General features: G+C 70.1%; 7 protein-coding genes. 3 read left to right on the top strand and 4 right to left on the bottom strand.

Annotation, left to right across the window (positions count from 1 at the left end; translation table 11 throughout):
• Nucleotides 1–248: 248 nt before the first annotated feature.
• Nucleotides 249–821 (bottom strand): RNA 2',3'-cyclic phosphodiesterase, encoded by a 573-nt coding sequence (gene thpR, locus AB0H32_RS46215; RefSeq protein ID WP_361135085.1) that lies wholly within the window; start codon nucleotides 819–821, stop codon nucleotides 249–251.
• A 78-nt stretch (nucleotides 822–899) separates the two neighbouring features.
• Here thpR and AB0H32_RS46210 point away from each other — a divergent pair, with 78 nt between their 5' ends.
• Nucleotides 900–1,436, top strand: a complete 537-nt coding sequence (locus AB0H32_RS46210) for a GNAT family N-acetyltransferase (RefSeq protein WP_361135082.1) — start codon at nucleotides 900–902, stop codon at nucleotides 1,434–1,436.
• An 85-nt stretch (nucleotides 1,437–1,521) separates the two neighbouring features.
• Here AB0H32_RS46210 and AB0H32_RS46205 read toward each other — a convergent pair whose 3' ends face one another.
• Nucleotides 1,522–2,793 (bottom strand): MFS transporter, encoded by a 1,272-nt coding sequence (locus tag AB0H32_RS46205; protein ID WP_361135079.1) that lies wholly within the window; start codon nucleotides 2,791–2,793, stop codon nucleotides 1,522–1,524.
• A gap of 213 nt (nucleotides 2,794–3,006) precedes the next feature.
• On the bottom strand, nucleotides 3,007–3,444 hold the full coding sequence (locus AB0H32_RS46200) for a MarR family transcriptional regulator (protein WP_361135076.1): 438 nt from the start codon (nucleotides 3,442–3,444) through the stop codon (nucleotides 3,007–3,009).
• A gap of 154 nt (nucleotides 3,445–3,598) precedes the next feature.
• On the opposite strand from AB0H32_RS46200, the gene AB0H32_RS46195 reads away from it, so the two are divergent.
• Nucleotides 3,599–3,781 (top strand): ribbon-helix-helix protein, CopG family, encoded by a 183-nt coding sequence (locus AB0H32_RS46195; RefSeq protein ID WP_361135073.1) that lies wholly within the window; start codon nucleotides 3,599–3,601, stop codon nucleotides 3,779–3,781.
• 4 nt (nucleotides 3,782–3,785) lie between these two features.
• On the opposite strand, the gene AB0H32_RS46190 is transcribed toward AB0H32_RS46195, so the two are convergent.
• A complete protein-coding gene (locus AB0H32_RS46190; RefSeq protein WP_361135070.1) occupies nucleotides 3,786–5,237 on the bottom strand; it encodes an NCS2 family permease in 1,452 nt (483 codons plus the stop codon).
• Nucleotides 5,238–5,387: 150 nt separating this feature from the next.
• Here AB0H32_RS46190 and AB0H32_RS46185 point away from each other — a divergent pair, with 150 nt between their 5' ends.
• Nucleotides 5,388–5,654, top strand: coding sequence for a DUF2530 domain-containing protein (locus tag AB0H32_RS46185; RefSeq protein WP_361135067.1), 267 nt, complete (start codon nucleotides 5,388–5,390; stop codon nucleotides 5,652–5,654).
• Nucleotides 5,655–5,813: the final 159 nt, after the last annotated feature.

The following is a 5,813-nucleotide window of genomic DNA, read 5'->3' as shown; positions in this document are numbered from 1 at the left end:
GGACCCGGTGTGGTCACGCGCCCCGGGCGGGGGGGGGGGGCGGCATGCGATGTGCGGCCCCGCCGCGTGGGCGCGACCGGCCACGACCGGCCCACGGCCGAAGAGCCGACCGCAGTTCCCCGGCCCCGGCCGGGCACTGACCGTCAGGGAACTACCTGAGCGCCGCCGACACGGCGACCACCACGAACATCAGCACAAGCACACCGGCCATGATCCGGTTCCGGGTTTTCGGGTCCACGTACCCGAGCCTAACCGGCCCCGCCGAGCGCCCAGCGGGCGACCGTCTCGTACCGGGGCTGCTCCCCGGGCACCCCGGACGTGGGCAGGTTGCTGCGGACCAGTGCCAGGTCGGCCACGGTCCAGGTCCGGCCGCCGAACTCGCCGAGCAGCTGGACATACGGCCGTACGTCCACCGCGTCCCGGCTGCGCGCCACCGTCAGGTGAGCCTTGTACCGCCGGTGCTCCCCCATCGGCACCCCCGCCTTGCGCGCCGCCGACTCCGCCCGGTCGGCCAGCAGCCGGAGGGTCTCCAGATCTCCCGAGGCGCCCGCCCACAGGGCCCGCCCGTGCCCGAACTGCCCGCCGCCCGAGAGGGCGAGTGAGAACGGCTCGGTGCGCCGGGCCGCGCGCGCCAGCCGGTCCGACAGGTCCGGTACGAGGTCGTCGCCGACCTCGCCGTAGAAGGCGAGCGTGAAGTGCCAGCCGGGGCGGCCGGTCCAGCGCAGTCCGTCGGCGCCGGGCAGGCGGCGCAACCGGGCGACCTCGGCGGCGAGTTCCTCGATGACGTCCTGCGGAGGCAGCACCGCGGCGAAGAGTCTCATGCCGTCACCCTCGCAGGGAACGGACCGGAGTGCACAAAGCAGCTGCCCCGAGGCGCCCGGGCCGCAATGATCAGGAGCATGGAGAAGAACGGGAAGATCAGCATCAGAGAAGGCAGGCCCGACGACATCCCCGTGATACTCGGCATGTTCGACAGCGCCGTGGAGTGGCTGGTGGCGCAGGGACGCACCCGGCAGTGGGGCACCGCTCCCTGGTCGGAGAACCCCAGAGCGGTGGCCATGATCACCCGGTACGTCACCGAGGGCAGCCCGTACATCGCCGAGTACGACGGCGTACCGGCGGCCACCCTGACGCTGACCGACGCGCCCGGGGAGTACCTGGAGCCCGCCGACGAGCCCGAGCGGTTCATCCACATCCTCGCCTCGGACCGCCGCTTCAAGGGCCTCGGCACCGGTGCCGCGCTCCTCGCCCACGCCTGCGAGGAGACCCGCCGGGCAGGGATCTCGCTCCTGCGCGTCGACTGCTATGCGGGCGACGACGGCAAGCTGGTCTCCTTCTACGAACGCAACGGCTTCATCCCGACCGAGTCCTTCACCGTCGGCGTGCCCGGCGACGAGGCATGGCCGGGGCAGGTGCTGGCCCGGAGGGTGCTCTAGCGCCCTCCGGGCCCCGCGTCCCGGGCCTCGGTGCCGCGTTCCGGGCCCACGGTGCCGGGTCCCGGGCCTCGGTGCCGGGTGCGGCTCAGGCCGCCGTGGCCAGCTGTTCCCGGTCCCGCGGGACGAATCGCACCCGCGGGTGGCCGTGGTGCCAGCCCACCGACAGGCGCAGCCCGCCGATGCGGACCAGGACCAGGCCGATGGTGGCGGCCGCGGCGGCGGAGACGATGCCGCCGAGGGCGAAGCCGACCCGGGGGCCGTAGGTGTCGGTGATCCAGCCGACGACCGGGGCGCCGAGCGGCGTACCGCCCATGAACACCATCATGAACAGGGCCATCACCCGGCCGCGCATGGCCGGGTCGGTGGCCATCTGCACGGCGGTGTTCGCGGTGACGTTGACCGTCAGGCCGAAGATCCCGATCGGGACCATGAGCAGCGCGAACAGCCAGTACGACGGGGCCAGCGCGGCCACGATCTCCAGCGTGCCGAAGGCCGCCGCGGCGGCGATCAGGACGCGCAACCGGGCCGTGCCGCGGCGGGCGGCCAGCAGGGCGCCGCCGAGGGAGCCGACGGCCATCAGCGTGTTGAAGAGGCTGTAGGCACCGGCGCCGGCGTGGAAGACGTCGTCGGCGTAGGCCGACAGCCACACCGGGAAGTTGAAACCGAACGTGCCGATGAAGCCGACGAGGGCGATCGGCCAGATCAGCTCCGGGCGGCCGGCGACGTAGTGCAGGCCCTCCCGCAGCTGGCCCTTGCCGCGCGGGGCCCGATCGACCACGTGCAGCTCACGGGCGCGCATCAGCAGCAGGCCGGTGACGGGGGCCACGAAGGACAGGCCGTTGAAGAGGAACGCCCAGCCGGTGCCCACACCGGTGATCATGAGGCCGGCGACGGCGGGGCCGACCAGGCGGGCGGACTGGAAGTTCGCGGAGTTCAGGCTGACCGCGTTCTGCAGCTGCTCGGGGCCGACCATCTCGGAGACGAAGGACTGCCGGGCCGGGTTGTCGATCACCGTGGCGAGGCCGACGGCGAAGGCGGCCAGGTAGACGTGCCAGACCTGGACGTGGCCGGAGAGGGTGAGAAAGGCGAGCGCGAGGCCGGCGACGGCCATCGATGTCTGGGTGACGAGCAGCGTCGGGCGCTTGGGCAGCCGGTCGACGAGGACGCCGCCGTAGAGCCCGAACAGCAGCATCGGCAGGAACTGCAGGGCCGTCGTGATGCCGACGGCCGCGGAGGAACCGGTGAGGCTGAGCACGAGCCAGTCCTGGGCGATGCGCTGCATCCAGGTGCCCGTGTTGGAGACGACCTGTCCGATGAAGAACAGGCGGTAGTTCCTGATCCTCAGCGAGCTGAACATCGAGGACTTGCGGGAGGTGGGGGTAGTAGGTATCGGTGCGGGGGCGGAAGGTGCTCCGGGTCCCGTACTCAAAAGGGTTCGCCTCCTCTTTCCGGTGGACCGTTCGCCTACGGGCGCGCGCTGACCGCCCGTTGGCCCCGGGCACGTTCTGCCTGCCCGTTGGCCTCCCGGCACGTTCTGACTGCCCGTTGGCGTCCGGGGCGCGACGGTTTCCTACAGGTGTGCGAGCTTCTCCAGCACGGGGGCGGCGGCGCGCAGTTTGGCCCACTCGTCCTCGCCGAGGCCCTCGACCAGGCCGGCCAGGAACGCGTTGCGCTTGCGGCGGCTCTCCTCGAGCATCGCCTCGGCCTGTTCGGTCCTGGTGACGACCTTCTGGCGCCGGTCCTCGGGGTGCGGCTCCAGACGGACCAGGCCCTTGGCTTCGAGCAGCGCCACGATGCGGGTCATCGACGGCGGCTGGACGTGCTCCTTGCGGGCCAGCTCGCCCGGCGTGGCCTGGCCGCAGCGGGAGAGGGTGCCGAGCACCGACATCTCGGTCGGGCTCAGTGACTCGTCGACCCGCTGGTGCTTGAGCCGACGGGACAGCCGCATCACGGAGGAGCGGAGGGCGTTCACGGCGGCAGCGTCGTCGCCATGGGTGAGGTCCGGCATGTTCCTTAGAGTAACTCATTACTCTCGCTAAAGACCAGCGGAAGGCGGCCGTGTGCCCGTGACTCAGGCCACTGAACCCCGATATCACTCATATGGGTGATCGATACGCGGAACGTGACGCATCGGCCAGATAGGTGCCGCGACCCTCGTGTCCATGGGGACCAGCGTGCTCAGCCTGCGCATAGACGGGGAGCTGCTCGAACGGCTCCGCCACCAAGCGGCGAAAAGAGGAATGAGCGTGCAGGACTATGTGGTCCGCACGCTCATTCGGGACGACTTCGATCAGCGGTTCCAGGCCGCCGTCGAGGAGACGGAGAAGTTCTACGGGGTCACCTGAGGGCTCACGTCAGACCGAGGGCCGGCATCAGGTAGTAGAAGGCGAAGACCGCCGAGACGACATACATCGGGACCGGGATCTCCCGGCCCCGCCCGGCGGCCAGGCGCAGGACCACGAAGGTGATGAAGCCCATGCCGATGCCGTTCGTGATCGAGTACGTGAACGGCATCATCAGCATGGTCACGAAGGCGGGCATCGCGATGGTGTAGTCCGCCCAGTCGATCTCCTTGACGGAGTTCGACAGGATCAGGAAGCCCACGGTGATCAGGGCCGGGGTGGCCGCCTGGGACGGGACCATGGTGGCGACCGGGGTGAGGAAGAGGGCCACAGCGAAGAGAGCGCCCGTGACGACGTTCGCGAGACCGGTGCGCGCGCCCTCGCCGACGCCCGCCGTGGACTCCACGAACGCGGTGGTGGCCGAGGAGGAGCTGGCACCGCCCGCCGCGACCGCGAGACCGTCCACGAAGAGGACCTTGTTGATGCCCGGCATGTAGCCCTCGGCGTCGGTCAGCTTGGCCTCGTCGCTGACGCCCATGATCGTGCCCATGGCGTCGAAGAAGCACGACAGCAGGACGGTGAAGACGAAGAGGATCCCGGTCAGGATGCCGACCTTGGAGAAGCCGCCGAACAGGCTGACCTGTCCGATCAGGCCGAAGTCGGGGGTGGAGACCGGGTTGCCCGGCCACTTCGGGACGGTCAGCCCCCAGGTGGTGACCGTGGCGACCGAGTTGATGATCAGCGCGAGGACGGTCATCCCGACGATGGAGATCAGGATCGCGCCCGACACCCTGCGCACGATCAGGGCGAAGGTGAGCAGCGTGCCCAGGATGAAGATCAGCACCGGCCAGCCGACGAGGTGGCCGTTGCTGCCGAGCTGGAGCGGCACGGTGGTCTGGGCGGCGTCCGGGATCCGGCTGACGAAGCCGGAGTCGACCAGGCCGATCAGCATGATGAACAGGCCGATACCGATGGAGATCGCCTTGCGCAGACCGAACGGCACCGCGTTCATCACGCGCTCGCGCAGACCCGTGGCGACCAGCAGCATGACCACGAAACCGGCCAGCACGACCATGCCCATGGCGTCCGGCCAGGACATCCGGGGCGCGAGCTGGAGTGCGACGACGGAGTTCACGCCGAGGCCGGCGGCGAGCGCGATCGGCACATTGCCGATGACACCCATCAGGAGCGTGGTGAACGCCGCCGTCAGGGCGGTCGCCGTGACCAGCTGACCGTTGTCCAGATGGTGCCCGTACATGTCCTTCGCGCTGCCGAGGATGATCGGGTTCAGCACGATGATGTACGCCATCGCGAAGAAGGTGGCGAGACCACCGCGGATCTCGCGGGCGACGGAGCTGCCGCGCTCGGAGATCTTGAAGTAGCGGTCGAGGGCGCCGTAGGCGGGCTCGCCACCCGGCTGTTCGGGGGCGGGGACCTTGGCGGGGGCCGGGGTGGACATGCTGGACCTCATCACCGACGGGGTTCCCCCGAGCACCGTTGGAGTTTCATACGAGCAGAAGTGGTCAAAGACAAACGGTTTCAGTATGAACGTATGAATGCCAGATCGCTATCTCCGCGCGTAGATAGACCGGACCCTTAAGCTGTGCCCATGGCTAAGTGGACCCCCAAGCACGAGGCGCCGGAGCCCCTGGAAGGCCCCGTGGTCGCCACCATCACCGGCGGCACGATCGTGTGGTTCGTCCTCTTCCTGGTCCAGCTCCCCTTCTACGGCTGGTTCGCCGACCACGGCCACACCTGGTGGCTGTGGACCTGCCTGGCCGGCGGCGGCCTGGGGCTCATCGGCGTCTGGTACGTCCGCAGGCGGGATGCGGCGATCAAGAGGGACGCGTCGCTGAAGGCGGCGTCGGCCGAATAACGCCGTCGACTGAAGCCCGCCGTCGGCCGGTCCGGCCCACCGGAGGGTCCCCGCCCCCAGACCCGCGTCACCCGCCCGATCAGCTCCGTCGGCCGAGCCCGGCCACCGGGGGCTCCGCCCCCAGACCCCCGTCGCCCACCCCCCGCCCACCCGACTCGC

This window comes from Streptomyces sp. NPDC020362 (genome assembly GCF_040642095.1).
In the GTDB taxonomy this organism is placed as follows: Bacteria; Actinomycetota; Actinomycetes; order Streptomycetales; family Streptomycetaceae; genus Streptomyces.
Note: the sequence above shows the minus strand (reverse complement) of the source record. Positions and strands in the feature narration are given on the sequence as shown.